The organism is Ruegeria sp. BHSA118 (assembly GCF_059613405.1).
In genome coordinates this window covers 27,835-54,529 of the sequence record NZ_JBXWSM010000007.1, presented here as the reverse complement: position 1 = coordinate 54,529, position 26,695 = coordinate 27,835, and the positions used below count along the sequence as shown (strand labels likewise).

At 58.6% G+C, this 26,695-nt stretch carries 26 protein-coding genes; 16 read left to right on the top strand and 10 right to left on the bottom strand.

Going from position 1 to position 26,695, the window contains the following annotated elements:
• Window positions 1-33: 33 nt before the first annotated feature.
• A complete protein-coding gene (locus AC2FNN_RS04000) occupies window positions 34-2,067 on the bottom strand; it encodes an FAD-dependent oxidoreductase (RefSeq protein ID WP_496756763.1) in 2,034 nt (677 codons plus the stop codon).
• A gap of 103 nt (window positions 2,068-2,170) precedes the next feature.
• On the opposite strand from AC2FNN_RS04000, the gene paaG reads away from it, so the two are divergent.
• From paaG to AC2FNN_RS03980, 4 genes are read left to right on the top strand one after another with little or no spacing between them, the layout of a single operon-like run.
• Complete coding sequence (paaG, locus tag AC2FNN_RS03995; protein ID WP_496756761.1) at window positions 2,171-2,956, top strand: 2-(1,2-epoxy-1,2-dihydrophenyl)acetyl-CoA isomerase PaaG; 786 nt, start codon at window positions 2,171-2,173, stop codon at window positions 2,954-2,956.
• A 2-nt stretch (window positions 2,957-2,958) separates the two neighbouring features.
• Window positions 2,959-3,384, top strand: coding sequence for a hydroxyphenylacetyl-CoA thioesterase PaaI (gene paaI, locus AC2FNN_RS03990; protein WP_496756760.1), 426 nt, complete (start codon window positions 2,959-2,961; stop codon window positions 3,382-3,384).
• A gap of 24 nt (window positions 3,385-3,408) precedes the next feature.
• Entirely contained in the window at window positions 3,409-4,719 is a 1,311-nt protein-coding gene (gene paaK, locus AC2FNN_RS03985; protein ID WP_496756759.1) for a phenylacetate--CoA ligase PaaK, read from the top strand.
• Between the two features lie 3 nt (window positions 4,720-4,722).
• A complete protein-coding gene (locus AC2FNN_RS03980) occupies window positions 4,723-5,319 on the top strand; it encodes a TetR/AcrR family transcriptional regulator (protein ID WP_496756757.1) in 597 nt (198 codons plus the stop codon).
• A gap of 99 nt (window positions 5,320-5,418) precedes the next feature.
• Here AC2FNN_RS03980 and AC2FNN_RS03975 read toward each other — a convergent pair whose 3' ends face one another.
• From AC2FNN_RS03975 to AC2FNN_RS03945, 7 genes are read right to left on the bottom strand one after another with little or no spacing between them, the layout of a single operon-like run.
• A complete protein-coding gene (locus tag AC2FNN_RS03975; RefSeq protein WP_496756755.1) occupies window positions 5,419-6,474 on the bottom strand; it encodes an aldolase/citrate lyase family protein in 1,056 nt (351 codons plus the stop codon).
• Window positions 6,475-6,485: 11 nt separating this feature from the next.
• Complete coding sequence (gene hpaH / locus AC2FNN_RS03970; RefSeq protein ID WP_496756754.1) at window positions 6,486-7,286, bottom strand: 2-oxo-hept-4-ene-1,7-dioate hydratase; 801 nt, start codon at window positions 7,284-7,286, stop codon at window positions 6,486-6,488.
• Entirely contained in the window at window positions 7,283-8,137 is an 855-nt protein-coding gene (locus AC2FNN_RS03965; RefSeq protein WP_496756753.1) for a fumarylacetoacetate hydrolase family protein, read from the bottom strand. Before AC2FNN_RS03965 ends, hpaH begins: the two co-directional genes overlap by 4 nt.
• Window positions 8,134-9,531 (bottom strand): pyridoxal phosphate-dependent decarboxylase family protein, encoded by a 1,398-nt coding sequence (locus AC2FNN_RS03960; protein ID WP_496756751.1) that lies wholly within the window; start codon window positions 9,529-9,531, stop codon window positions 8,134-8,136. Before AC2FNN_RS03960 ends, AC2FNN_RS03965 begins: the two co-directional genes overlap by 4 nt.
• A 58-nt stretch (window positions 9,532-9,589) precedes the next feature.
• Complete coding sequence (gene hpaD, locus AC2FNN_RS03955) at window positions 9,590-10,432, bottom strand: 3,4-dihydroxyphenylacetate 2,3-dioxygenase (RefSeq protein ID WP_496756749.1); 843 nt, start codon at window positions 10,430-10,432, stop codon at window positions 9,590-9,592.
• A 54-nt stretch (window positions 10,433-10,486) separates the two neighbouring features.
• The gene (gene hpaE, locus AC2FNN_RS03950) at window positions 10,487-11,995 is read right to left on the bottom strand and encodes a 5-carboxymethyl-2-hydroxymuconate semialdehyde dehydrogenase (RefSeq protein WP_496756747.1); all 1,509 of its coding nucleotides are present in this window, start codon (window positions 11,993-11,995) and stop codon (window positions 10,487-10,489) included.
• A 3-nt stretch (window positions 11,996-11,998) separates the two neighbouring features.
• Complete coding sequence (locus AC2FNN_RS03945) at window positions 11,999-12,397, bottom strand: 5-carboxymethyl-2-hydroxymuconate Delta-isomerase (protein ID WP_496756745.1); 399 nt, start codon at window positions 12,395-12,397, stop codon at window positions 11,999-12,001.
• Between the two features lie 105 nt (window positions 12,398-12,502).
• Between AC2FNN_RS03945 and hpaR the strand changes: the two genes are divergently transcribed.
• Window positions 12,503-12,943 (top strand): homoprotocatechuate degradation operon regulator HpaR, encoded by a 441-nt coding sequence (hpaR, locus tag AC2FNN_RS03940; protein WP_496756743.1) that lies wholly within the window; start codon window positions 12,503-12,505, stop codon window positions 12,941-12,943.
• 33 nt (window positions 12,944-12,976) lie between these two features.
• Here the strand turns inward: hpaR and AC2FNN_RS03935 are convergent, their stop codons facing one another.
• On the bottom strand, window positions 12,977-14,329 hold the full coding sequence (locus AC2FNN_RS03935) for an aminotransferase class III-fold pyridoxal phosphate-dependent enzyme (protein WP_496756742.1): 1,353 nt from the start codon (window positions 14,327-14,329) through the stop codon (window positions 12,977-12,979).
• A 34-nt stretch (window positions 14,330-14,363) separates the two neighbouring features.
• Window positions 14,364-15,143, bottom strand: a complete 780-nt coding sequence (locus tag AC2FNN_RS03930) for an IclR family transcriptional regulator (RefSeq protein WP_496756740.1) — start codon at window positions 15,141-15,143, stop codon at window positions 14,364-14,366.
• Between the two features lie 108 nt (window positions 15,144-15,251).
• Here AC2FNN_RS03930 and AC2FNN_RS03925 point away from each other — a divergent pair, with 108 nt between their 5' ends.
• From AC2FNN_RS03925 to AC2FNN_RS03875, 11 genes are all read left to right on the top strand, one after another.
• On the top strand, window positions 15,252-16,181 hold the full coding sequence (locus AC2FNN_RS03925; protein ID WP_496756738.1) for a tripartite tricarboxylate transporter substrate binding protein: 930 nt from the start codon (window positions 15,252-15,254) through the stop codon (window positions 16,179-16,181).
• 63 nt (window positions 16,182-16,244) lie between these two features.
• Entirely contained in the window at window positions 16,245-16,781 is a 537-nt protein-coding gene (locus tag AC2FNN_RS03920) for a tripartite tricarboxylate transporter TctB family protein (RefSeq protein ID WP_496756736.1), read from the top strand.
• A gap of 7 nt (window positions 16,782-16,788) precedes the next feature.
• On the top strand, window positions 16,789-18,309 hold the full coding sequence (locus AC2FNN_RS03915) for a tripartite tricarboxylate transporter permease (protein WP_496756734.1): 1,521 nt from the start codon (window positions 16,789-16,791) through the stop codon (window positions 18,307-18,309).
• A gap of 5 nt (window positions 18,310-18,314) precedes the next feature.
• Window positions 18,315-19,799 (top strand): aldehyde dehydrogenase, encoded by a 1,485-nt coding sequence (locus AC2FNN_RS03910; protein ID WP_496756732.1) that lies wholly within the window; start codon window positions 18,315-18,317, stop codon window positions 19,797-19,799.
• 15 nt (window positions 19,800-19,814) lie between these two features.
• Window positions 19,815-21,110: an aspartate aminotransferase family protein gene (locus tag AC2FNN_RS03905; protein WP_496756731.1), complete on the top strand. Its 1,296-nt coding sequence runs from the start codon at window positions 19,815-19,817 to the stop codon at window positions 21,108-21,110.
• The gene (locus AC2FNN_RS03900; RefSeq protein ID WP_496756728.1) at window positions 21,107-22,039 is read left to right on the top strand and encodes a phosphotransferase enzyme family protein; all 933 of its coding nucleotides are present in this window, start codon (window positions 21,107-21,109) and stop codon (window positions 22,037-22,039) included. Before AC2FNN_RS03905 ends, AC2FNN_RS03900 begins: the two co-directional genes overlap by 4 nt.
• A gap of 22 nt (window positions 22,040-22,061) precedes the next feature.
• Complete coding sequence (locus tag AC2FNN_RS03895; RefSeq protein ID WP_496756726.1) at window positions 22,062-23,297, top strand: Tm-1-like ATP-binding domain-containing protein; 1,236 nt, start codon at window positions 22,062-22,064, stop codon at window positions 23,295-23,297.
• Window positions 23,298-23,733: 436 nt separating this feature from the next.
• Entirely contained in the window at window positions 23,734-24,534 is an 801-nt protein-coding gene (locus AC2FNN_RS03890) for a transporter substrate-binding domain-containing protein (RefSeq protein ID WP_496756724.1), read from the top strand.
• A 70-nt stretch (window positions 24,535-24,604) separates the two neighbouring features.
• A complete protein-coding gene (locus tag AC2FNN_RS03885) occupies window positions 24,605-25,267 on the top strand; it encodes an amino acid ABC transporter permease (protein ID WP_496756723.1) in 663 nt (220 codons plus the stop codon).
• Between the two features lie 11 nt (window positions 25,268-25,278).
• Window positions 25,279-25,941, top strand: coding sequence for an amino acid ABC transporter permease (locus AC2FNN_RS03880; RefSeq protein ID WP_496756721.1), 663 nt, complete (start codon window positions 25,279-25,281; stop codon window positions 25,939-25,941).
• Window positions 25,938-26,660 (top strand): amino acid ABC transporter ATP-binding protein, encoded by a 723-nt coding sequence (locus tag AC2FNN_RS03875; RefSeq protein WP_496756719.1) that lies wholly within the window; start codon window positions 25,938-25,940, stop codon window positions 26,658-26,660. Before AC2FNN_RS03880 ends, AC2FNN_RS03875 begins: the two co-directional genes overlap by 4 nt.
• Window positions 26,661-26,695 lie beyond the last annotated feature (35 nt).

Sequence of the window (26,695 nt, the reverse complement as noted above, 5' to 3'; positions counted from 1 at the left end):
GCGTTAATGGTCACTTTTGTAACCATCAACATGTTAATTGTTTTCCAATTGGCCCGCGAGGCGCCAGGAACCGGGGCTTTCTTCCGCCACGGTTTGCATATTTGCGGTGCACCGGCTGATGCCGATTTCGTTGCAATAGTTCATCGGGCCTCCTCTCCAGCGGGGAAAGCCGTATCCATGGATTTGAACCATATCGACAGCTTCGGCGTTTTCCGCGATCCCCTCTTCAATGATCAAAGCGCCCTCGTTGGCCAGCACCGCTAGTAACCGTGAACAGATTTCCTCGTCCGTAAAATCCCTGCGGGTGATGCCCTGCTGGTCAGAATAGGATTTGATCAATGCCTCAACTTCGGAATCCCGAACCGGATCGCGACTGCCCTCTTCGTAACGGTACCACCCTTTGCCGACACGCTGGCCGAAACGCTCGCGCTGACAAAGCTGGTCCGCGATGGTGACGTAACGTTCGTTCGGGTCGCGGTTGACCGCATTGCGTTTGCGGTTCGCCCAGGCAATTTGAAGACCGGTCAGATCCTGAAGCTCGTAAGGCCCCATGGGCATCCCGAACACCCGCATCGCACGGTCCACCTGATAGGGAAGCGCCCCATCTGCCAGCAGATAATCGGCCTCGCGCCGATAGGCTGCCAACATGCGATTACCAATGAACCCGTCGCAGATACCCGACAGCACCGAAACCTTGCGAAGCTTTTTGCCAAGCGCGACCGCGGTTGCGACAACTTCAGCAGACGTTTGCGGAGCAACTACGACCTCGAGCAACTTCATGACATGGGCCGGGCTAAAGAAATGCAGCCCGATGCATCGGGCCTGATTGCCGACGCCCGCGAAAATCTCGCGCGGGTCCAGATAGGACGTATTGGTGGCCAAAATCGCATCGCTGCTCATATGCGTGGCCAGCTCGTCAAACACCTGCTGCTTGACGGAAAGATCTTCAAAGACGGCCTCGATCGCGAGCTCGGCATCCGCAGCGTCCGCATAGCTGTTCACCGCACGAAACGCAGCAAGGCGATCCCGAAGCTGCGCCTCGGACATCTTGCCTCTCTTGACCGCGCCTTGCAGCAGACCCGCAACCCGATTGTGTGCTGCGGCCGCGGCGTCAGCGTCTCGCTCGATCAACGTCACGGAAAGCCCGCCGTTCAGGGCCGCAGTTGCGATCCCTGCCCCCATCAACCCTCCTCCGACAACGGCAATCTGTGTTATGTCACGGGCGGCCACGTCTTTGATCAACGACGGTTTGGACACGGCACGTTCAGCAAAAAACGCGTAGCGCAAAGCGCGGCTTTCCGGGCTCTGGCGCAACTCCAGATGGCGCGCGCGCTCTTTCGGTTGTGCGGTGGCAAATGGCTCAACCGACCAACCAAGCGCCGTCAGGTTTTCCAAGAGCGATTTCTGACCCTTGGCGCGCTTCTTCAAAGCCTGGTGGCTCGTCACCAACAGATCCGGCGCAAATTCCGGCGCAGCACGCTGGCTGACAGGTATTGGGCGTTCGGGCAGGTCGGCAACCAATTCCAGAACAGCAGCCTTGGGGTCTTCGGCGACGCGGTCGACGCCGCCAAGCTTGGCCAGTGTCTCTGCCTTGAGAATTTTGCCCGAACAGGCCATGTCAATTGCTGCCTGCATCCCGACCAGACGCGGCAATCGTTGTGTGCCCCCTGCCCCGGGAATCAAGCCCACATTGACTTCCGGCAGGCCAAAACCCGTTCCCGGCGCTGCGATCCGCCACGCACAGGCCATGGCGATTTCGAACCCGCCACCCAGCACGTTGCCATGCATGTAGGCAATGAACGGAACCTCGCTGTCTTCGATTTTCTGAACCACGTCGGGCAAATGTGGCGCGACCGGCGGCGCATCGAATTCGGACATGTCGCCACCCGCGACAAAGGTTTTTCCGGCGCAACACAGCACCGCCACGCGCGCGCCCTTGACCGCATCAACCGCGTCAGACAGCCCTTGCCGAACACCTGTCGACGTCGCGTTTACCGGTGGGTTGTCAATGATGACCCACGCCACGTCGCCCTTAAATTCAACGCTCACCAGCGACGACTGCGACATTTGCAATCCCTTTGATCGGCTCAGATTCGGTTCGGGTTTATATATTGACCAACCGTTCGGTTAATGCAATGGTTAAGTTGAAACGAGATTAGATGAGACAGTCATGAGCGATACGATTCTTGTACAAGACAACGGGAACTGGGCCGAAATCACCCTGAACCGCCCGGACAAGCTGAACTCGTTCAATGAAGAAATGCACCTGGCGCTTCAGGATGCGCTGAAGGCCGCGCGCGACGGTGGGGCCCGCGCGATGCTGCTGACCGGTGCCGGGCGAGGCTTTTGTGCCGGTCAGGACCTCGGCGACCGCGATCCGTCGGAGATGGATGGCCCACCGGATTTAAGCAAAACGGTACGCACGTTCTATGCCCCTCTTGTCCGTTTGATCCGGTCGATGAATATCCCGGTGATCTGCGCCGTGAACGGAGTGGCCGCCGGCGCGGGTGCAAATCTGGCGCTGGCCTGTGATATGGTTCTGGCCGCGGAAAGTGCGAAATTCATTCAGAGCTTTTCCAAGGTGGGCCTGATTCCCGACACGGGCGGCAGTTGGCACTTGCCGCGCCTGTTGGGCGAGGCGCGCGCCAAGGGGCTGGCGCTGACAGCCCAACCCCTTCCGGCCAAGCAAGCCGAAGATTGGGGACTGATCTGGAAGGCAGTGGCCGATGATCAATTGATGACCGAAGCGCGCGCGCTTGCCGCGCAATTGGCAAACGGCCCCACCCTCGGGCTCGGGCTGACCAAACAGTGCATTCAAACTGCTGCCACCACATCGCTCTCGGATCAGCTTGAGATCGAAGCGGACGCAATGAAGACCTGCGGGGAAAGCGCAGATTACGCCGAAGGCGTATCCAGTTTTCTTGAAAAGCGGGCACCGAATTTCCAGGGACGCTGATGATGACACCCAAAGAACGTGCCACGAAATCCGCTGAAGCGATGTGGGCGAAGGACCAAGCCAGCAAATGGTTCGGGATGGATCTGGTCGAAGTCGACGAAGGCCGTGCAATCCTGACCCTGACAGTCGGGGACCATCACTGCAACGGGCACGGCATTTGCCACGGGGGCGTCACTCATGCCCTTGCCGACAGCGCCTTCGCCTTCGCTTGCAACAGCCGCAATGTGGCAACCGTCGCCCAGCATACGATGATGAGCTACCTCGCACCCGGAAAAAAAGGGGACCATCTGACCGCAACCGCGACAGAGGTTGCCGTTACCGGCCGCAGTGGCATCTATGACGTCCGTGTCACCAATCAAGACAACACCCTGATCGCCGAGTTTCGCGGAATGTCCCGCGCGATCGGCGGGCAGAATTTTCAGGAATAGCTTCGCGACTGGAGGAGTGACGCGATGGAAGACCTTTCCCCAAACAAAGCGGATCTGGACCCGATCGAGATCGCCTCGATCGATGAAATCCGCGCGACGCAGCTTGAACGCCTCAAATGGTCCGTTCGCCACGCCTATGAGAACGTTCCGATGTACAAGCAACGGTTTGACGAATCCGGTGTGCATCCCGACGATCTTCAGCAGCTTTCGGATCTGGCGAAGTTTCCGTTCACGTACAAGAATGATCTGCGCGACAACTATCCGTTCGGCCTGTTCGCCGTTCCACGCAGCCAGATCATTCGCCTGCACGCCTCGTCCGGTACGACGGGTAAGCCGACGGTGGTGGGCTACACGAAAAATGACATCGACAATTGGGCGGATCTGGGCGCAAGGTCCCTGCGCGCATCGGGGTTGCGCAAGGGTGACATGGTGCACAATGCCTATGGTTACGGATTGTTCACCGGCGGTCTAGGCGCACATTACGGGATCGAGCGGCTTGGCGCGACCGTCGTCCCCATGTCCGGCGGGCAAACCGAAAAGCAAGTCAATCTGATCAACGATTTCCGGCCCGACGGGATCATGGTTACGCCTTCCTATATGCTCAATATCCTTGAACAGTTCCACAAGGTCGGGCTCGACCCGCGTGAAAGCTCGCTGAAGGTTGGCGTGTTCGGTGCCGAGCCCTGGACGGACGCCATGCGCGCCGAAGTCGAGGAGGCGTTTGATATGCACGCGGTCGACATCTATGGCCTGTCCGAAATCATGGGGCCCGGGGTGGCCAATGAATGCGTTGAAACCAAGGATGGCCCGGTGATCTGGGAAGATCACTTCCTGCCTGAAATCATTGATCCCGCGACCGGAGAGGTGTTGCCTGATGGCGAAACCGGTGAGTTGGTGTTCACGACCCTGACCAAGGAAGGGTTGCCGATGATCCGCTATCGTACGCGCGATCTGACCTGCCTGCTGCCGGGGACAGCACGGTCCATGCGCCGGATGGCCAAGATCACCGGTCGCAGCGACGACATGATGATCCTGCGCGGCGTCAACGTCTTTCCCAGCCAGATTGAAGAACAGGTCATGGCGACGGGGGGCCTTGCCCCTTATTATCAGATCGAACTGTACAAATCCGGCCGCATGGACGCCATGCGGGTTTTTGTTGAATCGTCCCCGGATTCCACCGACGAACTGTCCAAGACGGCCGCGGCACGGATGCTGACCAAGCGGATCAAGGACGTCGTTGGCGTCTCAACGGAAATTGTTGTAGGTGATCCCGGCGACGTCGAACGCTCTCAGGGCAAGGCGAAGCGCGTCGTCGACAATCGCGATAAGGAATAAGCCGTGGCCCGTACAATCGCCAAAGATCACGACCAGAAGCGGAAGCAAATCCTGAAAACGGCCGCCAAAGTATTCGCCGACCAAGGGTTTGATCGCGCCTCGATGACCCTGTTGGCGAACGAGTGCGGGATTTCCAAGGCAAACATCTACCACTATTACGACAGCAAGGATGCCATCTTGTATGACATCCTTGAAACCTACCTGCGCGAGCTTCGCGACCGCATCTGCAATGTGGATCTGAACGGTCTTACGCCAGAACAGAAGCTGCGGAAAGCGGTGCGCGAAATCCTGTTTGCCTATCAAGGCGCAGATGATGAACACCGGGTGCAGATCAGCGGCATGAGCGCCTTGACCGAGGAACAGCAGAAACTTCTGCGCGGGTATCAGCTGGAATTGGTGAATTTTGTGCGCGACATCCTGAAAGAGCTGGCCCCGACAGCCTTCAACGATGACAAGGACAAGCTGCGCGGCACCACAATGTCAGTTTTTGGGATGCTGAACTGGTATTACATGTGGAATAGCGGAGCAGGGCCCAAGGCCCGTGAAGACTATGCCGATCTGGTCAGCACTTTGACCGTCCATGGTATCCAAAAGCTCTAACTGAGGCCTTTCGGGCAAAACCGTTCCAAATCCAACACAAGTGTGCCTGCCTTTGACCCGTTGCCACAGTGGCAGGTTCAGGGCCGCAACGTGTTTTCCTCATCCTGACCAGTCAATGCGGAACTCCTCCCGAAACGCAAAACGCGCCAGATGAGCCTCGATGACCTGTTGCCATCGGGCCAGATCACCGCGCGCCCGGGTGGCGGCGGTTACGGTCAGGCTGGTGTCGCCTGCCGAAAGGGTGACGCGGTTTCCGTCCGGAAAGCTCACGCTGCCTTGCGTTTCATCAAATGTTACCTGAGCCTTGTGCGACCAGTGTTTGCAAAGCTGTTGCAGGTATTTCGACGCCGCGCCTGTCTGCGCGATTCCCGAAACCACCTGATCGGGCAGCAGGCTGAGCCCATCAACGGCAGCGGCCCGGATTGCCTTGGCGAACAAAGTCACATCGATGTCTGTGGCCACGAATGTTGCCCCCAGATCCAGGCATTTTCGCTGCATGACCGGGTCCAGAGACAATATCCCTGCCGGTTTGCCTGCCGCAACGATGCGCCGGATCGCATCAAGAACGGCCTCGATCACGTCCGGGTGCCCCGCATCGCCGATATGGCCCATATCTGCGGCCAGATCCGACGGGCCGACGAACACCCCATCGACGTCGGTTGCCAGAATGTCGTCCAGCGCCTCCAGTCCCAACCTGTTTTCGACCTGCACCAAAAGACAGATCTGCTCGTCCGCCGTTTTCAGATAATCCGGGATAGCCGCAAAACGCGAGGCCCGCGCCAAAGCGGAACCAACGCCCCGAACGCCACGAGGTGGATACTGCACGGCCCGCACCAGTTCGCGCGCCTGATCGCCGCTTTCCACCATCGGCACCAGTATGTTCTGCACACCGGCATCGAGATATTGCTTGATCATCCAGGTCTCGCCAATCGGCAGGCGTGCGACGGGGGTACTGCCAGATCCTTCAATCACCCTCACTTGCTCGAGGATCGAGCGCAGATCGTTTGGCGCATGCTCTCCGTCGACCAGCAGCCAGTCAAACTGCGCGGTTGCGGCGATCTCGGCGGTGTACGCATTGGCCAAGCCGATCCAGCACCCGATCAAAGGGGTTCCCGACTTCAGCGCGGCCTTGAACGTATTGATTGGCGCAGGCATTGGCGTTCCTTTCAGGCGAAATTGATATCGACTGAGCCGAACGGTCCGAAATCCGCGTGGATTTCGGTTCCCGGGGGGCATTCGACCGGGCGGATGAAGCTGCCGGACAGAACAACCTGGCCCGGCGCGATGCTCTGACCGTATTGCGCCATGCGACGCGCCAGCCACACGACGCTTTCGACCGGATCGTCCAGCACCCCCGCGCCCAGACCGGTTTCCTCGATCTCGCCATTGCGGAAGGTCAGCGCCCCAACCCATCGCAGATCAAAGGCATCCACCCTGTGGCGGTCGTTGCCCAAAACGATACCGGCATTGGCGGCATTGTCACTGATCGTGTCAAAGACCGTGCGGGCCTTGCCGGTTTCAGGATCCACCCGTTGAATCCGTGTATCCAGAATTTCGATGGACGGCGCGACGTAATCCGTAGCCGCGATGATATCTTCGCGGGACACGTTTTCCCCGCCTATGGCCGATTTCATGACAAAGGCAATTTCAGCCTCGATCCGGGGCTGGATGAAACGCCCGGCCGGAACGGTGGCACCCTGTGCAAACATCATGTCGTCAAACAGAATTCCACTGTCGGGAATGTCGATGTTCAACGCGTATTGCATGGCTTTCGAAGTCAGGCCGATCTTCCACCCGATCACCTTGCGCCCTTTGGACAGTTTCTGGCGATGGATGGCGTTCTGCACCTCGTAAGCGTCATCCATGCCCATCTCGGGGTGGCGCAGGCTGAGCAGGCCAATCTGTTCATGCGTTCGTTCTGCCTGCAACAGGTCGGTGGCCGCGCGCGCATGGTCTTCGGGCGTCATACCTTTTCATCCTCAACCGTGTTTCGCAGAGTACCGATACCGTCGACCGAGACCTCGACCACATCACCGGGTGCCAGGTATTTCGGCGGATCAAACCGCGCGCCCGCCCCGGTCGGTGTACCGGTCACAATGATATCGCCAGGCTGAAGCGTCATGAAAGTCGAGATGTATTCGATCTCGCGCCGGATCGGGAACATCATGCGGTTCAGCGTATCATCCTGTCGCAGCTCGCCATTCACACGGGTTTGAAGACGCGCCTCATCCAGCTGAGCCGCATCCGTGAACGGAACCAGCCACGGGCCGATCGCCCCAGAGCTATCCCAGTTCTTACCTTGTGTGACATTGAACTTGGCGTGCCGAACCCAGTCGCGAATGGTTCCTTCATTGCACAACGTCAGCGCGGCGATGTGATCATATGCGTCCTGCTGCGGAATGCGGCGGCCAGCCTTGCCAATCACAATGGCCACTTCGCCTTCGTAATCCAGCGTGTGGTTTTCCGGTGGGCGGATCAGAGGCCGGTCATGGCCGGTAAACCCACTGGCGAAACGCGGGAACAGGGACATGTATTTGGGCTGCGCGCTGCCATCTTTGTATTCCGCGTTCCGGTCGGGAAAGTTCACCCCGACGCAAAGGATGCGTCGCGCATCCGGCATCACCATGTCATAGGTGAAATCGGGATGGGTGACAGGTTTGCCCCCGGCCGCTTCTGCCAGTTGATCGAACGCCCCGGCAGCAATCACCTCATAAAGGCTGTCGTGTTCCGGGAACTCCTGGTTCAAGGCAACTGCACCACCGTCGGTGATCGCCCCGAAGAAACGTTCTTCGCCCGAAACGAAAGTGGCAAACCTCATTTCATGGCCTCCCACACGTCCCGGATCACGTCCGCCGCCATCAACACGTCATCGCGGGTGGTATCGAACTGCCCGACCTGAAAGCGGATAATCTTGCGGCCGTCGAACATGCCCTGCGTCAGGTAAATCCTGCCATCGTCATTCAGCGCGTCCACCAGACGCTGCTGCTGTGCATCGTCCCCCGGGCAGCGGAAGGAAAACAGGCTGAGGATCGGGCCGGTTGTGATCTCGAACCCCTCGATCGCACCAATCTTTTCCGCCAGCTCGCCGGCCCATGCCACATGGTTGCGGATGCGTTCGCGCAATCCCTCCAACCCGTATGACCGCAACAGGAACCAGATTTTCAACGCCCGGAACCTGCGGCCCAGCGGGATGGTCCACTCCGAGTAATTCGTCACCTCGGCTCCGGTCGTCTTGAGGTATTCGGGTTCGATTTTCAGCGTATCGAGCTGCGGCGTGGCGTCCCTCAGGAACTGGATGGCACAATCGAATTGCGCACCCATCCACTTGTGCGGGTTGAAGACGATGCTGTCATAGCGGTCGGCGCCCTGCCACAGAGCCCTGCGGAATTCGGGGCAGATCATGGCCGATCCCGCCCAGGCGGCGTCGAGATGAGTGTACAGGTCGTATTTTTGCGCAATATCAGCCACGGCCATCAGATCGTCGCAGGCCCCCACACCTGTACCACCGGTAATTGCAACGATACCGGCCGGGATATGTCCTGCGGCGATGTCATTCTGAATGGCGGCCTCAAGCGCCGAGGGGACAATCCCGAAATTCGGCCCCTGCGTGGGCAACTTGACCAGATTGTCCTGACCGATCCCGGCAACCCAGCATGCCCGGTCAATCGACGAATGCACCTGATCGGAACAATAAATCCGCAACGCCCCCTTGGCGTTCAGGCCTTCCCGGTTACCGGTAAAGCCGGTGGCCCGTTCCCGCATGGTCAGTACTGCCGACAAGGTGGCCGAAGAGGCGCTGTCCTGTATGACGCCGGTCATGCCCTCGGGCAATCCAAGGGCCTGCCGCAGCCAGTCGACCATGACGCCCTCGACCTCGGTCGCGGCAGGCGAGGTCTGCCACAGCATGCATTGGGCTGCGATGGTTGTCACCAGCATCTCGGCCAACATGGACGGGGGTGCTGCGTTGGCAGGGAAATACGCAAAAAAGCGCGGATGTTGCCAATGGGTGATGCCCGGCATCACGATCCGTTCGAAATCGGCCATGATGGCGTCCATCGGCTCGCCTGTCTCGGGTGGCGTTGCAACAAGCTGGGCCGCGATTTCCCCCGGCGCGGTCTGCGCCCGCACGGGGCGTTCAGCGAGTGTCCTGTGATAATCCGCCGCCCATTTCGAGATGTGCTGACCCCAATACGAAAACGTGTCCCAGTTCATCTACTGACTTTCCTTTGTGACGGGATCACCGCCAAATCCTTTTGTTCCGTCGCTTGCGTCACACTGAAAAGCTGACATTTGCCTGACCGGTGCCCGAGCTGCCGAAATACGGGGTGTAAATGTCGATCTCACCCTTGTAGCTTCCCCAACCCAACGCACCAAACAGCAAAGCGGTGTCATTCATGGCGCATTCACCGGTGCATTTCTTTGCATAGTCCGGCAGCATTTCCAGAAACTCTTCAAATCGGCCCTGCTGCCACAGCTCCAGAACGCGCATGTCCATCTGGCGATTGAACTCGCCATTCACGGCATTCAGCCCGACGACCGAGCGTTCATTCGGCGTGAAGTCGTGGCTGAGCGAGCCGGACGCCAGAATGGAAACATTGCGGCCTGAACGTCGGATACCTTCGGCAATGGCCTCGCCCCAGGCCCGGTTTTCTGCAATCGACGAGAATTGATTGACCGCCACCGGCAATACCCGGGCATTCACACCATCATTGATGAAATGCATCGGCAGCAGGGTGCCGTATTCCATGCCCATGTCAGGGTGCGAATGGCCCAGCGCCCGCTCTCCCCGCTCGCGCAGAACGTCAAGGATGGTTTCCCCAAGTTCGTGATCGCCGCGATAGTCGAACTCCATATCCGCCAACATATGCGGCAGTTCGTGACTTATGAACCGGCCCTTGTGATGTTCCTTCGTGTTCAGGTGAAACCCTTGATTGGTGATCCAATGGGTGTCGAACACGATGAACGTCTCGACCGCGCGGTCGATCGCGTCCTGACGCAGGCATGCGTACCCATCGATGGCGGATTGCCGGATGCCTTTGTATTTTGGCATCGTGTGGGACATCCAGATGCTGGGCACATGCGTTATCTTTGCGGCCTGTACTATCTTTCCCATGGCAATTCCTCCTCGTGTAATGGGTTTGCCCCAGCCGGGGTCGGCCTGCGTGATCTATTTACCCAACTGCATGATCTTGTGCTGACCGGTGGCAAAGCCGATATGTTTCTGTTCCATATAGAATTCAAAGCTCCAGTCGCCGCCATCCCGGCCGATGCCGGACGCCTTGACCCCACCGAACGGCGTGGGCAGGTGACGCACGTTTTCGGAATTCACCCAGATCATTCCAGCCTCCAGCCTGTCTGTAAACCGAAGCGCACGGGTCAGATCATTTGTCCAGACATAGCCGGTCAGGCCATAGGGCGTGTCGTTGGCGATCTCCAGCGCCTCATCCTCGGTCGAGAACGGGATCGAGGTCAGGACAGGGCCAAATATCTCTTCACGGGCGATGCGCATCTGGTTGGTGGCATTGGTGAACAGGGTCGGTCGGACAAAATAGCCTGCATCCCCCACCGTGACGCCGCCAGCGGCGACAGTTGCGCCATCTTCCTTGGCAATGTCGAAATAGCTCGTGACCTTGTTGTAGTGTTCTTCGGTCACCAACGGCCCGATCTCGGTTTGGGGGTCCAAGGGGTGGCCCACCTTGATGTTGTTGACACGCTCAATCAATCTGGCTTCGAAGTCTTCCTTGATCGTATCCTGTACCAAAAGCCGCGAAGACGAGGTGCAGCGCTCGCCATTGATCGAATAGATCATGAAGATCACGGCATCCAAAGCACGGTCCAGATCCGCATCAGCAAACACGATAACCGGGTTTTTTCCGCCCAGTTCCAGATGGTTGCGCTTATGAGTGTCTGCGCCTTGCTTGACGATCAGACTGCCGGTGCGGCTTTCGCCCACAAAGGCAATGGCCTTGATCAGCGCATGCTCGCACAAAGCCTTGCCTGCGTCCGGTCCAAACCCGTTGACCGTGTTTAGCACACCTTTGGGCAACCCTGCCTGTTCGGCGATTTCCACCAGAAGGCGGGCCGTCAGAGGGGAATCCTCGGCAGGTTTGTGAACAACCGTGCAACCCGCAGCCAGGGCCGGCGCGATCTTCCAGGTCGACAGCATGAACGGCGTGTTCCACGGGGTAATCACGCCAACCGGGCCAATCGGCACACGGGTCGTCACATTCATCAGCGTCAGAGACTTCAGGTGCTGCCCATCCCGCGCCTGAATCACCTGATCCGCGAAATACCGGAAGTTCTCTGCCCCGCGCAAAGCTGCCTTTGACATGAAGCGCAGGGTCTGCCCCGTGTCCCAGCACTCGCACAGTGCTATTTCCTCGGCGCGCGCTTCAATGGCATCAGCCACATTCAACAAGATGCGACGGCGTTGGGTGGCGGGCATGTCTCGCCACTCTGCAAAGGCAGCATGGGCGGCCTTGGCTGCCGCGTCAATGTCATCAGCCGTGCCGTGAGCAACATCACAGATCACGGATTTATCGACCGGCGAGACCGACTGAAACACTCCGGCAGATCCGTCCCGGTCTTCACCCGCAATACGGTTGCGGATGCCCGTTTCCCGGAACCGGGCCAGAAAGCCATTCAGCTTTTCGATGTTTGTGTCCAGTGCGCTCATGCGTCAGGTCTCCTGCGTGGTCGCCGACAGGTGGTCGCGGATCGTACCGGCCTTGGGCGACAGCTTGGGGTCGATGTCACGCATCTCAAGCGAGAGCGCGATGGAATGCCGTGAAAAAACCGGTGCCAGATATGTTTTGACCGCCTCGAATATGTGCTGTGTCGCATCTTCTTTGACATCCGCGGATCGGCCTGCCCGCAGGCGGATCGAGATATCAATGAACCCATGCGCCGGGTTGCCGTCCGCTATGGCGTAATGATCAACCCGTGTCGCGCGCACACGAATGCCGGGCATGGGAAAGGTCTCGATCCCGGCCGCCGTTGACCGAATGCACTCGCACAGGCCATCCATGTCGATCCTGTCTTCAAGATTGCCGGAATATTCGACGTGGAAGTGGGGCATGATCTCTCCTTTATTAGTTAACATGTTTAGTTTTTAATGCGCCCCCTGTCAAGAGATTGCTTTGTTAATCTTTGCAATTCCTAGAACGGCGTTCTAGAAGGCCGCATGAACACTCAAAGCCATTCCAAAAGCACTGCCCGGTCCCTTCCGATCGCGTTGCTGCGTGCCCGCGAAACCGTCATGGCTCCGATCCGGGATATGCTGCAAGGCATCCAACTGACCGAGCAGAAATGGCGCATCCTGCGCGTTCTGGACGAGTTGGGCGAAGTGGAACAAAGCACCATCGCGCACGAGGCGTGCCTGCTGCTGCCCAGCGTGACTCGCATTTTGCGCACGATGGAGGCCGACGGCCAGATCACCCGCCGTCAGGACAGCGACGACAAACGCCGCACCATGGTCAAGATCACCGAAGCAGGCCGCACCATCCTCAGGGAAAACCTGGCCACTTCACTTGCGATCTCCAGTAATATCGAAGCACAGATGGGCAAGGAGAAACTGGATCAGTTGCTGGACCTGCTCGAGGATCTGCAAGCCATCAAAGTCTGACCCCGCCAAGTTCCGACGGGGTCGGTTGACCGCCTACAAAGTGGCAAGACCGGTATCCAGCGCCGACAGAATTTTGGTCACATCTTCCGAAGTGACGATCAACGGCGGCGACAGAATGATGTTGTTGCCAGACACACGCACCATCACGCCATCTTCATATGCGGCTTTCTGAACCTGAAGCGGCAGGTGTTTTGCGACAGGCGCCTTGGTCGCCCGGTCCGAAACAAGTTCCAATGCACACATCAGACCCTCGCCGCCCCGCACATCCCCGATCGCGTCATGCTTGTCGGCCAGCCTTTGCAACCCGGCAAACAACTCATCCCCACGCGCAGCAGCGTTTTCCCAGATCCTCAGCCGGTTGATCTCGGACAGGGCCGCCAAAGCTGCGGCCGCCCCGACCGGATGGCCAGAATAGGTGTACCCCTGATCCACGGATGCCAGGCCCGTGGTATCGCTTTCAAAAACCTCTGCGACCGCACCGGAAATCATGGCCGCGCCGAAAGGGAAATACCCGTTGGTGATCGCTTTGGCCGTCGTCATGATATCCGGCTGAACACCCCAGTGCCGCGCACCGCTTTCGCTGCCGGTGCGACCAAAAGCGGTGATGATCTCGTCCGAGATCAGCAGGATACCGTGTTTCGAACAAACCTCGCGCACCATGGGCATGAAGCTCTTGTGTGGCGGGATCACACCGCCCGCGCCCAGCACCGGCTCCATGATGAAGGCGGCAACAGTGTTTGCCCCCTGAAAAGCGATCTCGGCCTCAAGCGCCTTGACGCAAAGCTGCGCCAGACGCTCGGGGTCGGTCTCATCAAACGGGTTGCGATAGGTCCACGGCGCCGGCACGTGGAAACAGCCCGGCATCATCGGCTCATACACCGCGCGGAATTTCTGGTTGCCGTTGACAGAAGCGGCGGCAAAATGGGTGCCGTGATAACCCTGCTTCAGGCTGATGAACTTGGTACGCCCTGCTTCACCCCGGACCTTGTGATATTGACGCGCAAGCTTCAGCGCGATTTCGACCGAATCCGACCCACCCGACGTAAAGAATGAACGGGTCAGCCCGTCGGCCTCGAAGAACTGGGCCAGTTCATAAGACAGCTCGATCGCCTTGTCGTTGCTGGTGCCGCGAAATGTCGAGTAATAGGGCAGCGCGTTCAGCTGATCCGCTATGGCCTGTTTCACCGGTTCACAGGAATAGCCCAGATTGACGTTCCACAGCCCCCCTACGGCGTCCAGCGCCGTGTGACCATCGACATCAGTGATGTTGACCCCCTCGCCGCCACTGAGAATGGTCGGCGGGTTCTTCCGGCTGTCGGCGGGGTGCGCCATCGGGTGCCAGAAGTACCGGGCGTTGTTTTCCTTCAGAAAGTTGGAATCTTTCATGTCGCGGGTCTCCGAGTGTTGAAACCGCCCCGGGTCACGGGTGGAATCCGGTTGGAAAGGAGTCGGGCAACTGGCCGCCAAAACCGGCAGTCAGATCAGCCGAAAGTGAATGCAGCGTGGACAGTATTGCCGGAAGGCGGTCGCTGGTTGCCCGGGCCTCCGGGACAGCTATCGCGATGGTTCCCAATGCGACCTGATCGATGCCGAAGATCGGCGCGGCATATCCAAAAACACCTTCTTCGTAGCTGCCACGGCTGTCGGTCCAGCCTGAAACTCTGATCTTTGCGACCCGTTCCTTGATAAGCTTCGGATCAGTAAGCGTGGCTTGCGTAAACCGTGCCTGCACGTGCTGATCCAACTGCTCCAAAAGATGAGCCGGCCCAAAACTGAGCATGCAAAGACCTGAAGCCGTCGCATTGAGCGGAAGCATCTCGCTGGGATCCAGACTGACACGGACACTGTGCTGCGTTGTTTCCACCACAAGCGCCGACTGCAACCCCGTTTTCTCCAGCAAAGACAGATGCAGGGATTCACCGACCACCCGCATTGCGGCCTGCATTTTTTGGCGTGCACCCTCAATGCCGGGTCTGGCGATCTCTCGCAGCGCGGCCAAACGCAAAGCCGCCGGTCCGATCGCATAGGATTTCGTCATCGGATTCTGTTCGATCAACCCGAACGCCTCAAGCGCGCGCAGGTGCCGCAATGCCGTTGCTTTGTTCAGCCCGGACAAACGCGCAAGGTGACTCAGCCCGATCTCAGGGCGGGCATTGGAAAAGTAGTCCAGCATTTTTAGGGCGTTAAGGGCTGTACCCATGTGCGTGTCGTCCTCTTGCTCAGGTAATACTTGACAGAACTAACTTAACAAAGCAACATTATTATTGTTAACGCGGTTCAATTAATGAACCACTATCGGGAGGTGTCAATGAAGAAATTTCTAACAGCCGCCGCTTTTGCGGCTTCGGCCACTGCCGCACTGGCTGAATACCCTGAAAAGCCGGTAAGTTTTGTCGTCCCCTGGCCTCCGGGTGATCTGGAAGATGTCCTTACCCGGATGATCGCCGACGAATTCCAGGCCATGTACGGTGTGCCTGCCGCTGTCGTGAACAAACCCGGCGGCGGAGGCGGCCCATTCCCCGGCGCGGTCGAGGTGGCAACCGCCCCGGCGGATGGCTACACCATCGGCTCATTCGTCATCGGCGTACCTGTCATTGGTCCTGAAATCGGAATTCCCGAACTCAACCCGAATCCTTTCGATCCAATCGGCATCTTCCTGACTTATCCCTTCGTCATCGCGGCCAGCAAAGACGCGCCGTTTTCAAGCTGGGAAGAGTTGGCCGAACACGGCAAGGAAAATGACGTGGCGCTTGGCCATTTCGGATCGGTTCTGCCCCCCACTCAGGTCACATTTGCAGCTGCGGTCAGCAGCGGGTTCGACTTTGCCAGCGAAGCGGCTTTCGACGCCCTGGATTGCAACACCCTGGCCTCAGGTGACGTGGATGTCATCAATACGACGCTACAGCTTATCCTTCCCTGCCTTGATCAGGTGAACGTCCTTGCCAGCATCGGCGGCGAGCGGATTTCACTGGTTCCGGATACGCCGACGATCGTGGAACTCAATCCGGACCTGCCATTGGCCCTTTGGAACGGGCTGTTTGTGCACAAGGACACGCCTGCCGACGCGCGTGAAAAGATCACGGCTGCCGCGCAGAAAGCGCTGTCCTCGGACAAAGCCAAGAAGCTGGCTGAGGAAACAGGCGCCCTGATCTATTGGCAAGACCCGGACGCTTCGAATGCTCAGATCGAGCAGGACAAAGCCTCTTTCGCCAAGATCGAAGAGATTCTGGGCGAATAATCCGAAACAGGCCCGGCCAGATCGAACAACGCCGGGTCTGTTTGATTCAAACAGGAGGCCAAAATGATAGCAAAGACGCTGCAAGACATGTTCCGACGGTATCGACGCCCTGGCGATATTGTCTTTGCCTTCCTTTTCTTCGGCTTCTCCCTGTTCCTTCTCAGCCAGATCGGCGCTGAGACTCAGGCCGTCAAACGAACCAAGTGGTTTGCGCAACCTGCCCTGTGGCCCAAGATCGCGATCTGGGGCATGGTTTTGTTCAGCGGCCTCCACTTGCTGAGCTCGTTCCTGTCCCCGCGCATTCCCGGACGGTTGCGAGAGGTGACGTTCTGGTTGATGTCACTCGAATACGTTGCCTATTTTCTGGTCTATGTCGTGGCGGTTCCGTGGCTTGGGTACCTGCCATCGACCATGCTTTTTGCAGCTCTGCTGACGATACGATTGGGGTTTCGATTGCCTGGGGCTTTTTGCGTTGCACTTGCCTTCGGCGCGGTCGTGGCAGTCGTTTTCCGAGCGTTGCTTCAGGTGAACATTCCTGCCGGTCGGATATACGAGTACCTGCCCGACGGACTGCGCGCCTTTGCGCTGACCTACCTGTGAGGCCAAGATGGACAATCTGATTTCCGGCTTTGCAATTCTGGCGCAGTGGCAGGTCGTCGTGGCACTGGTCATCGGATCGGTGGGCGGGGTCATCATCGGCGCGTTGCCCGGCGTCGGCGCTGCTGTCGCAATTGCCATCCTGCTGCCAGCCACCTTCGCGTTCGAGCCCATCGTCGGCCTGACCCTTCTGTTGGGCATTTACGGGTCGTCCATGTATGGAGGCGCTATCCCCGCCATCCTGATCAACACGCCCGGTACCGCCGTCAACGCACTGACCACTTATGACGGCTATCCCATGACCAAGCGCGGCGAGGGCCACCGGGCTCTGTCGCTAGCCTATTCGGCGTCGTTTTTCGGCGGCATCTTCTCGATCCTCTGTCTGATCATCCTGTCACCCGTATTGGCCTGGGTTGCCCCGCACTTCGGCAGCCGCGAGATATTTCTGGCTGCACTCATGGGCATCCTTCTGGTGATCCTGGCCCATCGCGGACAAACCTTCTCGGCCGCTATGCTGGCATTCTTCGGCATCTTCCTCAGCACAGTCGGTCTGGAACCCGTCAAATACACCAAACGTTTCACCTTTGACCAAACCTGGCTTTCGTCAGGTGTCGATCTGATCGTGGTCGTTCTTGGGCTGTTCGCCATCAGTCAGGCGCTGCTGTTGCTGGTCGACAAAGAACACGCGCCGGGCGAAGCCCATGTGCGCGGCAGCATCTTCGCGGGCCTCAAAGAGCTGCTGGGCCTGAAACGCATTGCGATGGTTTCGTCATCGCTGGGTGTGCTTATGGGCATGATACCGGGCACAGGCGAATTCACATCACAGTTCCTGTCATACACATACGCACAGAAAACCTCTGAGGACCCGGACAAATTCGGCGATGGGTCACCCGAAGGTCTGGTGGCGTCCGAGGCGGCCAACAATGCCGTTCCCGGGGCTGCGATGATTCCACTGCTGGCGCTGGGTATTCCGGGCGAGGCGCTGACCGCGATGATGCTGTCGGTCTTCTATGTTCACAACGTGATCCCCGGACCGCAGCTTTTCGCCGACCAGATGGATTTTGTCATGGCCCTGTACATGTCGCTGATCCTGCTCAATGTGATCGTTCTGGTCTTTCTTTTGTTCTCGACCAACCTGCTGCTGAAGATCATTCAGATCCCGACGCGCTTTCTGGGGATCATGATCCTGACGCTGTCCTTTGTCGGTGTATTCAGCCTGCGCAACTCTGTCACGGACTGCGCCATTGCCGCCGGGTTCGGCGTGTTCGGGCTGATCCTGAAGCGCCTGAACCTGCCGATTGTTCCGATCATTCTTGGCATGGTTCTGGGTGGGATCATGGAAGTCAAACTGCGCAGCGCCATGGCGCGGGTGAAGTCGCCACTTGATTTCATCGACCGGCCGATTGCCGCATTACTGTTCATCATGATCCTCGGGATCATTCTGCTGCACGTTCGCTCGCTGATCAAGGAACACAAGGAACGTATCAGACCGCAGCCGGTTCTCGACGAAGACTCAACTCAGCAAGGATAACCCCCATGGACCAATCCTCGATTGATGCGCTGCGTGCGCGGGACATTGCTCCGCGCGGGCATTTCATAAACGGCCGCTTTCAGGATGGCGAAACCGGGGCCCGGCATCAGGTTCTGTCTCCGATCAACGGTCAGCCTCTGGCGCTGATCGCCGAAGGCACACCGGCCGATGTCGACATGGCCGTGCGCGCGGCGCGCGGTGCTTTCGAGGACGGGAGATGGTCGCGCATGGCCCCTGCCGGCCGCAAGAAAGTGCTGCTGAAGCTGGCTGATCTGATCGAAGCCCGCGCGCTTGAACTGGCCGTGCTGGGCGTGCGCGACAACGGAACCGAGATCACCATGGCCTACAAGGCCGAGGCGCTCTCGGCTGCGGCCACTTTCCGGTATTATGCCGAGGCGATCGACAAGATCTACGGACAAATCGCCCCGACAAGCGGTGACGTTCTGGGTCTTGTGCATCACGCTCCGGTCGGGGTTGTCGGGGCCATCGTGCCCTGGAACTTTCCACTGATGATCGGCAGCTGGAAAATTGCACCGGCACTGGCTGCAGGCAATTCCGTCGTGCTGAAACCTGCCGAAAGCGCCTCACTCAGCCTGCTGAAGATTGCCGAGCTTGCCGCGGAAGCCGGAGTGCCCGATGGGGTGTTCAATGTCGTGACCGGGCGTGGCTCGGTCGTGGGTGAGGCGCTGGCCCTGTCGATGGATGTCGACATCATGGTGTTTACCGGGTCGGGCACAACCGGGCGGCGGCTGCTGGAGTATTCCGCGCGGTCGAACCTGAAACGCTGCTATCTTGAACTGGGCGGCAAATCCCCGAACATCGTTTTTGCCGACGCCCCTGATCTGGCCGAAGCGGCCAAGGTTTCGGCGGCGGGTATCTTCCGCAACTCTGGTCAGGTCTGCGTCGCCGGATCGCGCCTATTGGTCCAGCAAGAGATTTACGAAGACTTCGTTGCCGAGATCAGCCGCCACGCTGAAGGCTTTCGCGTCGGCGACCCGCTGGATCTGAACAGCCAGATCGGTGCGGTCCACAGCTTGCCAGAGCTTCAGGCCAATCTGGATTTCGTCACGAAGGCCGAGTCCGAAGGCGCCGAGCGCCGGACCGGCGGAAACCGCATCCTGACCGAGACCGGAGGCTATTACATGGCGCCGACCGTGATGGCCAACGTGAAAGAGACCGACACCCTGTTCCAGAATGAGGTCTTTGGCCCCGTTCTGGCCGTCACGCCCTTTACCGACGAAGACGAAGCGCTGCGCCTTGCCAATGCCACGGTCTATGGGCTGGCCGGTGGTGTCTGGACCTCGAACCTCAGCCGCGCGCATCGCATGGTGGCTGGCATTCGCGCCGGCGTTGTGCATGTCAATACATATGGCGGTGCCGACCTGACCGTTCCGCTGGGCGGTGTTCGCCAATCCGGCAACGGGCACGACAAATCGCTGCACGCGATCGAGAAATACTTCGATCTGAAAACCGCCTGGATAAAACTCTGAGAAAAGGCCGCCCGCATGACCCTTTCAGCGAAATCCGCGGAACTCATTGAACGCAGGGCCCGGTTGCTGGGGCCCAATGTATCGACCTTCTATGACGAACCCGTTCATTTCGTGAAAGGCGAAGGCGTCTGGCTGTGGGATGCGGACGGGCGCAAATATCTGGATTGCTACAACAACGTGCCTCATGTGGGGCATTGCAACCCACGCGTGGTCGAGGCGATCTGTCGTCAGGCGCGCACGCTCAACACGCACACCCGGTATCTGCATGACGGGATTCTGGACTATGTGGAAAAACTGACCGGAACGATGGACGAATCCCTGGATACGGCCATCCTCACATGTACCGGCTCCGAGGCAAATGACATTGCTCTGCGAATGGCCGAGGCGATGACCGGAAAACGAGGGATCATTGCCACCGACGCCACCTATCACGGCAATACCGCGCTGGTCAGCCAGTTGAGCAGATCGAACATCCCGACGGTCGGCTTCGGTCTGGGCCGGTATTTCCGCTTTGTCAGCGCGCCCGACAGCTATCGCCATCCCGACCCGGACGGGTCAAAATTCGCCCATGCGGTGGCGGAACAGATTGCCGAACACGAAAAGGCCGGCACTGGTTTTGCCGCATTGATCCTCTGCCCTTATTTTCTGAACGAGGGGTTTCCCGAAAATCCGGACGGTTGGCTGGCACCCACGGCCAAGGTCGTCCGCCAGGCCGGGGGCCTGTTGATCTGCGACGAGGTGCAATCAGGCTTTGGCCGAACCGGCACCCACATGTGGGCGCATCAGAAGTTGGGCGTTGTGCCGGATGTCATGACCTTGGGCAAACCCATGGCCAACGGCCATCCGGTGGGCGGCGTGGTCACAGGTTCCGAGATCATTTCGGCATTCCGCAAGGGATATCGGTACTTCAACACGTTTGGCGGAAATCCTGTTTCCTGTGCCGCCGCGATGGCGGTTTTGGAAGAGATCGAAGACCAGAGCCTGGTCGCACATGCCAGATCCGTTGGTGATCACGCGCGAAAACGGCTGAACCTTTTGAAAGAAAAACATGACGTCATCGGAGACATACGCGGTTCGGGGCTGATATTCGGGGCAGAAATGGTCCTTGATCGCGACAGCAAGGAACCCGCCGGTGAATTCACTGACCGTATCATCAACGCCATGCGCCGGCGCGGGATCATTCACTCCAAGCTTGGGTGTCACAAGAATACTCTGAAAATTCGCCCGCCCATGCCATTCTCTGTCGAAAACGCGGATCTACTTTTCGACACGCTGGACGACGTGTTGGCGGAAACGCCACGGGTCGCATGAAGCAGATCGTGGAACATGCGCTGTCCCTTTGGGGGCTGGCAGATGGCCAGGCGTCTCTTGTGACTGCTCGGGAAAACCGCGTCTATCGCGTTCAGTCAGGCCAGACCGCCTATGCCCTGAGACTGCATCGCAAAGGCTTGCGAACGGATGCCGAACTCCGGTCAGAGCTACAGTGGATGGCCGTTCTCGGCAAAAACGGGGTCCGGGTTCCAACGCCCGTCCCGGCCGCGGATGGGCGCTATCTGCATCTGGTGGACGGCATTCAGGTCGACATGCTCGACTGGTTGCCGGGCCGCCCGTTGGGCTCGACCGGAAAGGCTTTGACACATCAGGACAGAACAGGCCTTTTTTGCTCAATCGGCCGGGAAATGGCACGGCTGCACCACATCAGTGACCAATGGACACGTCCTCAGGACTTTGTGCGTTGGTCATGGGATCGCGGCGGGCTGCTAGGAGACGCCCCTGTCTGGGGTTGTTTCTGGGAAAACCCAACGCTAGGAGAAACGGACCGGGCCCTTTTCCTGGCGTTCCGGGATATCGCAGATCGTGACCTTCGGCGCGTGGAAAATCAGTTGGATTACGGGCTGATCCACGCCGATCTTGTCCGCGAAAACGTCATGGTTGACGGTGACAAACTGTGGCTGATTGATTTCGACGATGCCGGGTTCGGTTTTCGCCTGTTTGATATCGCAACGACGCTTCTCAAGAACCTGCACGAACCTGATTTCAACCAGCTGCGCGGTGCTTTGCTGGCGGGGTATCGATCTGAAAGACCGGTCTGCACCCGCCAACTCGACCTGTTCATGGCATTGCGCGCGGTAACCTATGTGGGATGGGTTGCGTCCCGCCTGAACGAAGATGGATCGGACATACGCAACGAGCGGTTCATTGAAACCGCCCGTGGGTTGATGTCCCAATACCTTCAATAGCACACCTAGACAGGAGGCACCGATGGCCGAAAAGACAATCCTGCTGATTGGTACGTATGATACCAAAGAGCCCGAAATGCGGTTCATCGAAGAGGCGGTCAGAGCGCAGGGCGCCGACGTGCTGACCATGGATGTATCGGTTCTGGGTGATCCATCCGAACCGACGGATATCTCGAAACACGACGTTGCCGCTGCCGGTGGCATGACAATAGAACAGGTCATCGCGCAAGGAGACGAGAACAAAGCCTTTCGCGTAATGTCCGCAGGGGCCGCAAAAGTCGTTGCGCAGGCCTATTCAGAAGGTCGATTTGACGGGATGCTGGCCACGGGCGGGACCATGGGCACAGACCTTGCGCTGGATTGTGCACAGGCTTTGCCGATGGGCGTTCCCAAATATATCGTGTCAACGGTCAGCTTCTCGCCTCTGATCCCTCCGCATCGGTTGGCGCCGGATGTTCAGATGATCCTATGGGCCGGCGGCCTGTATGGCATGAATTCGATCTGCAAATCGTCGCTCGGCCAAGCTGCCGGGGCCGTCGTGGGCGCAGCCAGAGCGGCGACCGCCCCCGATCGCAGCAAACCTCTGATCGGGATGACCAGCCTTGGTTCGTCCTGCCTGCGCTACATGAAAATTCTGAAACCGGCATTGGAGGACCGCGGGTTTGAAGTGGCCGTGTTCCACTCTACCGGCATGGGCGGCATGGCCTATGAAAAACTGGCGGGAGAAGGCGCGTTTGCCTGCGTGATGGACTTCTGCATGCAGGAATTTGGCAACCTGATGGCGGGCTCTGTCGTGTCCAGCGGCGATGACCGGGTCACCAATGCCGGGCGCGTTGGAACGCCCCAGATGGTGGCGCCCGGTGCGCTGGATCTATTGGATTTTGCGGGTTGGCAGGACATCCCCGAACAATATGCCGATCGCCCGTTCCACGAACACAACCGCCTGATCAAAAGCTCGGTCTTCAACGGCGCTGAACGGCGCGCCTGGATTCGGGAACTCGCCAACCGGCTGGAAGCCGCAACCGGGCCCGTGCATTTCTTTTTACCCGTTCAGGGCGTCGAGGCCTGGGACAGGGAAGGCGAAGAGGCGCATGATCCAGAGGCTCTGGCCGAAATGGTGGACGAGGCGCGCAAGGTCATGCCCGGCCGGGTGCCGATGACCGAGCTGGATGTTCACATCAACGATGCGGCTTTCTGCGAAGCTGTTCTGTCGCGATTTGACACGTGGGTGGAAACCGGCGTCATCCGAACAGACTGAACGCCATTGGCAGCATCGGGAAACGGAAAATCTCCCTGCGCGGTGTCTGACAGCGAATTGTGGCACCTGTCCGGGTTGTGCAGGTCGGTTCCGTGAACCTCGGGCACCCATTCTTCTGGCGGACGGTTCCAGAACGTATTGGAGTTGTCTTGTCTACCCCGACCCGGTGCAAGCTGCGCCACGCGGACCGGATCAGAATGACCGGTTCTTCATGCGGATGTTGCGTAAAAAGCGTTTCCACAACGTTTTGAACGATTTGATGATCAGCTTGCCCCTCACCCCCAAGACAATCAATCAGCGAAAAGGGGTTTCTTGAACAATTGATCCATCCGGAAGCCGGGTACGGGCGCGTGTCGGTTGCTGGTGGCAAATTTTTGTGGATGTTGGATCCAATATCCTTTATGCGTGATCGCATCTTTGATTCAGGGAGGATCACATGCTCAAAAAACTCGTCGCTTTGGCGGCCTTCACCACTTTCACAACAGGTCCTGCGATGGCAGACACGCTCGACGATGTCGTGGATCGCGGCACTCTTCGCTGCGGCGTTGTTCTGGACTTTCCGCCGATCGGGTATCGCGACGCCAACAACGAACCGGCGGGTTTTGACGTGGATTACTGCAATGATCTGGCCGCGGCGCTTGAAGTTGAGGCGGAAATCCTGCCTTTGACCTGGGCCGAACGCCTGCCGGTCATCGTAACCGGGCGCGCTGATGTCGTGTTCGGCGCGACCTCGGACAGCCTTGAACGGGCGCGGACCGTGGGCTTCAGCATTCCTTATGCAATCTACTACGCGCAGGGCGTCGTGAACGCGGACAGCGGGATCGAAACCTTCGAAGACATCCGCGGCAAACGCGTCGCCGCCGCGATTGGCACCGTGCCGGAACAGGAATGGCTGAAGATTGCTGCCGAATGGGGTGAGGAAGGCAATTATCAGGGTTATCAGTCAGAAAACGAGGTGTTTCTGGCGGTCGCGCAGGGCAAGGCCGATATCGGCATCACCACCAACACCGCCGTTCTGCCGATCACCCAGCAGTATGAAACCGTGCTGGCCGGCCCCCGTATGCCATGGACAACCGACTACACCTCGGTCGTGGGCAAACGACAGGACGTCACCTGGCTGAATTTCCTGAACCTCTTTGTCACGCATCAGGCGCGTTCGGGCCGGTATCAGGAACTTTGGGGCAAATACGTCGGAGGCGAAGCACCCGAGCTGCGCATCCCCGGCGTGATGTACTGATTTCACCCTCCAAGTGCTCTTTCGTCGGGTCTCGGCCGGGCGAAAGAGCCGGTCAATTCGGAAAAAACCTGTGTTCGATTACAACTTCCACTGGCGGCCGGTCATGAAAAGCCTGCCGGATTTGCTTGAGGCATCGCTGCTGACCTTGCAAGTCGCGGTGCTGGCGATGATCCTGGGCATCCTTATCGGCCTGTGTCTTGCGCTGACGCGGCTACACCTGAAGGGGCCGCTGTACTGGCTCGCCTCGACCTGGGTTGAACTGGCCCGAAACACGCCCGCCCTGTTTCAGCTGTTCTTTTTCGGCTTCGGGCTTGGTGCATTCGGCCTGCACCTGTCGCCTTACTTCATCGTGCTGGCCGGTTTGACCTTCAATTGCGCCGGCTATCTGGCCGAAAACTTCCGTGGCGGCTTTCAGGCCGTCCCCGAGACACAGTTGCGCGCGTCGCGATCGCTGGGCATGACCGCGTGGCAGGCCTACACACGCGTCGTGATCCCGCAGGTGTTTCGCATTGTCTATCATCCGATCACGAACCAGATGGTCTGGGCTGTTTTGATGTCCTCGCTGGGTATGCTGGTCGGCTTCCGTGAACTGTCGGGCGAGACGCAGTTCTTTGCCTCGCGCACCTTCCGCATCTTTGAATATTTCGCCGTCACCGCGGTCATCTACTACGTGATCGTCAAAATCATTCTCGGAGCCTCACGCCTGCTGGCGACCCGGCTCTTTCGCTACTGAAGGACGCTCGGATGGAACCCACCGTCAGCTTTTTCAGCGGCTTCAACATCAACGATCTGTGGTTTCTGGGCGAAGCCGCGCTGCGAACCCTCTGGATTTCAATACTTTCGATTTCCATAGGAACGGTTATTGGAGTGGTGTGCGGATGGCTTCTGTACGAGGGCAAACTGGCAGCAACCCTGACGTTGGCTCCGATTCTGGATATTTTCCGTTCAGTCCCTTTGATCATCCAGCTGGTGCTGTTTTATAACTTTGCACCTATTGTCGGGCTCAATCTGGACCCGTTTGCTTCAGGCGTGGTGATCCTGTCCATCTATACGGCAGCACTGGTTGCGAATGTGGCGCGCGGCGGGATTGAAGCCGTCGGCGACCCGATGCGCCGCGCCGCGCGCAGTCTGGGCATGACCTATTGGCAGGATCTGCGCTATGTCGTCTTCCCGATCGGTGGGCGCGCGGTGTTCCCGGCATGGGTCGGGGTCGCACTGGGAGTGATGAAGGACAGCGCACTGGTTTCAGTTCTGGGCTATGTCGAACTGCTCAAGGCCAGTCAGATCCTGATCACCCGCACGCAGGAACCTTTCCTGATCCTGACAATCGCTGGCGCGTTCTATTTCGCGCTCAGCTATCCGATTTCGCGCTATTCCGCGTCGCTAGAAAAAAGGTGGGCCCAATGATCGAAATTCGCGACCTGCACAAGTATTTTGGATCGCTGCATGTGCTGAAAGGCATCGATCTGAATGTGCAGAAAGGAGAGGTTCTTTCGGTGATCGGCGCATCGGGCTCCGGCAAATCGACCCTGCTGTATTGCATCAACGGGCTGGAGCCGATCCAGCAAGGCTCGGTTATTGTGGATGGCACAGATGTTCATACCAAAGGCACCGACATCAACAAGCTGCGCACAAAGCTGGGAATGGTGTTTCAGCAATGGAACAGCTTTCCGCATCTGACCGCACTGGAAAACGTCGCATTGGCCCCCAAGATCGTCAAAGGACTGTCAAGATCAGAAGCCCGCGATATCGCCGCCCGCCAACTGACCCATGTTGGCCTGGGCGAAAAACTGGATGTCTACCCCTCGGCCCTTTCTGGCGGCCAGCAACAGCGTCTGGCCATCGCCCGCGCGCTGGCGATGGAGCCGGAATACATGCTGTTTGATGAGGCGACTTCAGCGCTGGATCCCGAACTGGTGGGCGAGGTTCTCGACACGATGCGCCTTTTGGCCGAAGAAGGGATGACCATGATCTGTGTCACGCACGAGATGGGTTTCGCACGCGATGTGTCGGACCGGGTTGCTTTCTTCCATCAGGGCGTGATGGAAGAGATCGGTCCGCCCGCGCAGATATTCGGTGATGCGCAATCCGAACACACCCGTAAATTCCTGGCCAACGTGCGCTGAGTGCACTGGCCCCCTGAAACAACGAGGAAGATTAC

What these genes read in the sequence shown, in the direction of transcription:
- AC2FNN_RS03905 (WP_496756731.1), top strand. Translation starts at nt 19,815, where the DNA reads ATGACCCTTTCAGCGAAATCCGCGGAACTCATTGAACGCAGGGCCCGG.
- AC2FNN_RS03915 (WP_496756734.1), top strand. Translation starts at nt 16,789, where the DNA reads ATGGACAATCTGATTTCCGGCTTTGCAATTCTGGCGCAGTGGCAGGTC.
- AC2FNN_RS03910 (WP_496756732.1), top strand. Translation starts at nt 18,315, where the DNA reads ATGGACCAATCCTCGATTGATGCGCTGCGTGCGCGGGACATTGCTCCG.
- AC2FNN_RS03945 (WP_496756745.1), bottom strand. Translation starts at nt 12,397, where the DNA reads ATGCCCCACTTCCACGTCGAATATTCCGGCAATCTTGAAGACAGGATC.
- AC2FNN_RS03895 (WP_496756726.1), top strand. Translation starts at nt 22,062, where the DNA reads ATGGCCGAAAAGACAATCCTGCTGATTGGTACGTATGATACCAAAGAG.
- AC2FNN_RS04000 (WP_496756763.1), bottom strand. Translation starts at nt 2,067, where the DNA reads ATGTCGCAGTCGTCGCTGGTGAGCGTTGAATTTAAGGGCGACGTGGCG.
- paaI (WP_496756760.1), top strand. Translation starts at nt 2,959, where the DNA reads ATGACACCCAAAGAACGTGCCACGAAATCCGCTGAAGCGATGTGGGCG.
- AC2FNN_RS03930 (WP_496756740.1), bottom strand. Translation starts at nt 15,143, where the DNA reads ATGGGTACAGCCCTTAACGCCCTAAAAATGCTGGACTACTTTTCCAAT.
- AC2FNN_RS03960 (WP_496756751.1), bottom strand. Translation starts at nt 9,531, where the DNA reads ATGAACTGGGACACGTTTTCGTATTGGGGTCAGCACATCTCGAAATGG.
- hpaD (WP_496756749.1), bottom strand. Translation starts at nt 10,432, where the DNA reads ATGGGAAAGATAGTACAGGCCGCAAAGATAACGCATGTGCCCAGCATC.
- paaG (WP_496756761.1), top strand. Translation starts at nt 2,171, where the DNA reads ATGAGCGATACGATTCTTGTACAAGACAACGGGAACTGGGCCGAAATC.
- AC2FNN_RS03965 (WP_496756753.1), bottom strand. Translation starts at nt 8,137, where the DNA reads ATGAGGTTTGCCACTTTCGTTTCGGGCGAAGAACGTTTCTTCGGGGCG.
- AC2FNN_RS03880 (WP_496756721.1), top strand. Translation starts at nt 25,279, where the DNA reads ATGGAACCCACCGTCAGCTTTTTCAGCGGCTTCAACATCAACGATCTG.
- AC2FNN_RS03900 (WP_496756728.1), top strand. Translation starts at nt 21,107, where the DNA reads ATGAAGCAGATCGTGGAACATGCGCTGTCCCTTTGGGGGCTGGCAGAT.
- AC2FNN_RS03935 (WP_496756742.1), bottom strand. Translation starts at nt 14,329, where the DNA reads ATGAAAGATTCCAACTTTCTGAAGGAAAACAACGCCCGGTACTTCTGG.
- paaK (WP_496756759.1), top strand. Translation starts at nt 3,409, where the DNA reads ATGGAAGACCTTTCCCCAAACAAAGCGGATCTGGACCCGATCGAGATC.
- AC2FNN_RS03890 (WP_496756724.1), top strand. Translation starts at nt 23,734, where the DNA reads ATGCTCAAAAAACTCGTCGCTTTGGCGGCCTTCACCACTTTCACAACA.
- AC2FNN_RS03975 (WP_496756755.1), bottom strand. Translation starts at nt 6,474, where the DNA reads ATGCCTGCGCCAATCAATACGTTCAAGGCCGCGCTGAAGTCGGGAACC.
- hpaE (WP_496756747.1), bottom strand. Translation starts at nt 11,995, where the DNA reads ATGAGCGCACTGGACACAAACATCGAAAAGCTGAATGGCTTTCTGGCC.
- AC2FNN_RS03875 (WP_496756719.1), top strand. Translation starts at nt 25,938, where the DNA reads ATGATCGAAATTCGCGACCTGCACAAGTATTTTGGATCGCTGCATGTG.
- AC2FNN_RS03920 (WP_496756736.1), top strand. Translation starts at nt 16,245, where the DNA reads ATGATAGCAAAGACGCTGCAAGACATGTTCCGACGGTATCGACGCCCT.
- AC2FNN_RS03925 (WP_496756738.1), top strand. Translation starts at nt 15,252, where the DNA reads ATGAAGAAATTTCTAACAGCCGCCGCTTTTGCGGCTTCGGCCACTGCC.
- hpaR (WP_496756743.1), top strand. Translation starts at nt 12,503, where the DNA reads ATGAACACTCAAAGCCATTCCAAAAGCACTGCCCGGTCCCTTCCGATC.
- hpaH (WP_496756754.1), bottom strand. Translation starts at nt 7,286, where the DNA reads ATGACGCCCGAAGACCATGCGCGCGCGGCCACCGACCTGTTGCAGGCA.